This window comes from Sphingobacterium shayense, from assembly GCF_013179575.1.
GTDB classification, from domain to species: domain Bacteria; phylum Bacteroidota; class Bacteroidia; order Sphingobacteriales; family Sphingobacteriaceae; genus Sphingobacterium; species Sphingobacterium shayense.
In genome coordinates, this window is the sequence record NZ_JABMCQ010000344.1 from 1 (window position 1) to 865 (window position 865).

The window sequence follows — 865 nt, forward strand, 5'->3', positions numbered from 1 at the left end:
ACCGCACAAGATTATAGGGAAGGTTAGTGCAGCAGACTCCGTGAAATTTAACCATTTGCTTATCGACCTTTTCCAAAACATGCAAAAGGACGCGAGGGGAGAGTACAAAAAAGTTGGAAAGGGTGAGGTCTACCTAGGGGCATATCAAGAAAATAGTTTTGATAAATTAGGAATTCAAAAGGACGTGATTGTGGGATCTGGGAATAATGAATCTATTGCTTGGAACCATCGCGCCTTTAAAGATGGTGATAGTTACTTTCTTTCTAATCAAGATAGTGTAACCCGTAAACATAGCTTTTCTTTTCGTACTAGCAGTCCTTACTGTTATCTATACGATGCGCAAGTGGATCGTTTAACTCCACTCGCTTCCAGTCAAAAAGATGGTAGGACCATTGTTGAACTTTCGTTTCTGGAACACCAGGCATTCTTTGTTTTGTTTAGTGAAAACCAGGTGGAGCTACCGTTATGGAAACCTGTGGAGACCATGCCTTTATCTGGGCAGTGGGAACTGGAGTTGGACGGTGTGGATCTTGACCCACTTTCATTTAAAGAACCGTTGTTTTGGACGAGTGTTCTTCAAGGTGAGCATCGTTATCACTCAGGAACGGGGACTTATAGCACACGGTTTACGTTCGATGAACTTAAAGCCGACCAGCGGCTTTCCCTTCGCCTTGGTCAACTTGAATGTATGGCTGAGGTGATCTTAAATGGTACTCCTCAAGGAGTAATTTGGGCAAAACCTTTTGAAATTGATTTGAAAACAGGGCTGAAAGTAGGCGAAAATAAACTAGAAATAAAGGTGTACAATACTTGGGGCAACCGTTTCGGTTATGAACGTGAGGTAGAAGTTGCCGCACCACAAGTG

The 865-nt window shown here is 42.8% G+C and carries 1 protein-coding gene; it reads left to right on the forward strand.

What is annotated here, in order from left to right; translation table 11 throughout:
* Window positions 1-865 (forward strand): glycosylhydrolase-like jelly roll fold domain-containing protein (locus tag HP439_RS19265; protein ID WP_216657912.1); only part of this gene is annotated, 865 nt, incomplete at both ends.